At 68.3% G+C, this 2916-nt stretch carries 3 protein-coding genes; 1 reads left to right on the forward strand and 2 read right to left on the reverse strand.

Annotated features, from left to right (window positions below):
• Both ACFWPJ_RS29435 and mce read right to left on the reverse strand, forming a co-directional pair.
• The coding region (locus tag ACFWPJ_RS29435; RefSeq protein ID WP_378856260.1) for a hypothetical protein at positions 1 to 940 on the reverse strand (940 nt) is incomplete at its 3' end.
• Positions 941 to 1026: 86 nt separating this feature from the next.
• Entirely contained in the window at positions 1027 to 1488 is a 462-nt protein-coding gene (gene mce / locus ACFWPJ_RS29440; RefSeq protein ID WP_378856262.1) for a methylmalonyl-CoA epimerase, read from the reverse strand.
• 133 nt (positions 1489 to 1621) lie between these two features.
• On the opposite strand from mce, the gene ACFWPJ_RS29445 reads away from it, so the two are divergent.
• On the forward strand, positions 1622 to 2803 hold the full coding sequence (locus tag ACFWPJ_RS29445) for an acetyl-CoA C-acetyltransferase (RefSeq protein WP_378856264.1): 1182 nt from the start codon (positions 1622 to 1624) through the stop codon (positions 2801 to 2803).
• Positions 2804 to 2916 lie beyond the last annotated feature (113 nt).

The following is a 2916-nucleotide window of genomic DNA, read 5'->3' on the forward strand; positions in this document are numbered from 1 at the left end:
GGATGGCCTTGGTCTGGCGGGAGCCGGAGACGGACTTGTTGTTGCCGTTGTTGCTGATGGACTTGCGCTCGGGGGCGCCGTCGAGCAGCTCGCTCTCCCGGTTGACCGCCGCGAGCATGGCGGGCACCGAGTCGAGCTGACCGCGGATACCGAGCAGCTGGGCCAGGACGCGGCCGCGCAGCACGCGCATCTCCTCGGCCAGTTCCTTCGCGTGCGCGATCTTGCGCTCGGAGGTCTGGGTGGCGGAGCTGATGAGGCGGTTCGACTCATCGGTCGCGTCCTTGATCCGCTGGGCGGCCTCGGCGCGACTGGTGGCCTCGAGCTCCTCCATGGCACGAGTCAGCTTGGTGCGCCGATCGTTCATGGTGGCTTCGAAGTCCTGCTGGGTGGCCTTGCGCTTGGCCTCGGCCTCCTTGCCGAGACGTTCCACATCGGCCTGGGCGGCCTCGATGATCTTGGCGGACTCGGTGCGCGCGTTCGCGAGGGTCTGCTCGAACTCGATCTCGAGCGCCTCGCGCTTCTCCTTGGTCTCCGCGAGCAGCGACTCGTACTTGCCACGCATCTCGGTGGCCTGCTGCTCGGCGATCGACACCATCTCGGCGGCCTCGGCCTGCGCCAGCGCGCGGACCTCGGACGCTTCGTCCGAGGCGAGGCGCAGCATGCGCGAGATACGGTCGGACATTCCTTCGGCGGTGGTCGGCGGCACGGAAAGCCGGTCGACCTCCTTGCGGAGCTCGTCGATCTCGTCCCGCGCGTCTTCCAGCTGGCTGGCGAGATTCCGGGCCTGCGCGGCGGCAGCGTCCCGGTCGGTGGCGGTGACGCGAAGCTCGGCGTCGAAGCGGTCGAAGTAGTTGCGCACCTCGTCTTGCGCATAACCCTTGCGCACAACGGTGAAGGGCAGTGCAACGAAGCGATTGCGATCGGACTCAGGTGACGACATGGCACACAAAATACAGCCTCGAGCGAGCCTGTGGAGACTCGACCGTGATTGTGATCTCGCCGAGATTTACCGACCGTATCCGCCTACTAGTGCGTAACATTCGGGTTCGGCTCGACGAGCTCGACCAGCACACCGCCAGCATCCTTCGGATGGATGAAATTGATGCGGGAATCGGCGGTGCCGTGCCGAGGTGCTTCGTACAGCAAACGCAGGCCGCGGTCCCGCAGGAAGGCCGAAACGGCCTCGATGTCGGTGACCCGGTAGGCCAGCTGCTGCAGGCCCGGGCCGCTGCGGTCGATGAACTTGGCGATCGTCGACTCGGGGGTCAGCGGGGCCAGCAACTGCAGGGCGGTCGCGCGGTCGGCCGCCGCGGGGCACGACAGCATCGCCTCGACGACGCCCTGAGCCTCGTTGACCTCGCGATGGGTCTCGACCATGCCGAGATTGTCGGTGTACCAGGCGACGGCGGCGTCCAGGTCGGGCACGGCGATGCCCACGTGGTCGACGGCGATGACGTAGTCGGCGGGGATGATGTATTCGTTGCTCACCCCTCGAAGCTAGCGCGTACCTGCTTGCCGGGTGTGCTCCGATACCGGTTACCGTTGAGTGCAACCCTTGACGTGCACGGCTGAGCGCTGTGTGCGTCGCGGCGAGGTTCGACTCAATGAATGCGAGGCTTTCGTGACGACTTCTGTCATCGTGTCCGGTGCGCGTACCCCGGTCGGCAGGCTCCTGGGCGGTCTGAAGGACTTCAAGGCCTCGGATCTGGCCGGTGTGGCCATCAAGGCGGCGCTGGAGAAGGGTGGTGTGGCGCCCGAGCAGGTCGACTACGTCATCCTCGGTCAGGTGCTGCAGGCCGGTGCCGGGCAGCTGCCCGCCCGCCAGGCCGCGATCGCCGCGGGCATCCCGATGGATGTGCCGTCGCTGCTGATCAACAAGGTCTGCCTGTCGGGCATCAACGCGATCGCGCTGGCCGATCAGCTGATCCGCGCCGGTGAGCACGAGATCGTCGTGGCCGGCGGCATGGAGTCGATGAGCCAGACCCCGCACCTGCTGCCCAAGAGCCGTGAGGGCCACAAGTACGGCGACACCACGCTCGTCGACCACATGGCCTACGACGGCCTGCACGACGTGATCACCGACCAGGCGATGGGTCTGCTGACCGAGGACCGCAACGACCTCGACAAGGTCAGCCGCGAGGAGCAGGACGCGCTGGCCGCGGCCTCGCACCAGCGTGCCGCCGCGGCGTGGAAGAACGGGCTGTTCACCGACGAGGTCGTGCCGGTCGCCGTGCCGCAGCGCAAGGGCGATCCGATCTACGTCACCGAGGACGAGGGCATCCGCGCCGACACCACCGTCGAGTCGCTGGGCAAGCTGCGTCCGGCCTTCCGCAAGGACGGCACCGTCACCGCGGGTACCGCCTCGCAGATCTCCGACGGCGCCGCCGCGGTGATCGTGATGAGCAAGGCGAAGGCCGAGGAGCTGGGGCTGGAGTGGATCGCCGAGATCGGCGCCGCCGGTCAGGTCGCCGGTCCGGACTCGACCCTGCAGGACCAGCCGGCCAACGCCATCCTCGCCGCGTGCGCCAAGGAAGGCATTACCCCGGCCGAGCTGGACCTGATCGAGATCAACGAGGCCTTCGCGGCTGTCGGTGTGTCCTCGACCAAGAAGCTGGGCTACGACCCGGAGAAGGTCAACGTCAACGGTGGCGCCATCTCCATCGGCCACCCGCTGGGCATGTCCGGTGCGCGCATCCTGCTGCACCTGGCGCTGGAGCTGAAGCGCCGCGGTGGCGGCGTGGGCGCGGCCGCGCTGTGTGGTGGTGGCGGTCAGGGCGACGCGCTGATCATCCGCGTGCCGTAATCCTGGAGCGCTGGCGCGCTAGAGTTCGCGGCCCCGTGTGTCCCCGCCGGGGGCGGGCGCCGGGTTTTGGGTTGGGTGGGCGGGCACCCCCCCCCCGCCCCGCGCGGGGGCCC

The sequence above is a fragment of the Nocardia sp. NPDC058497 genome (assembly GCF_042720195.1).
Lineage (GTDB): Bacteria > Actinomycetota > Actinomycetes > Mycobacteriales > Mycobacteriaceae > Nocardia.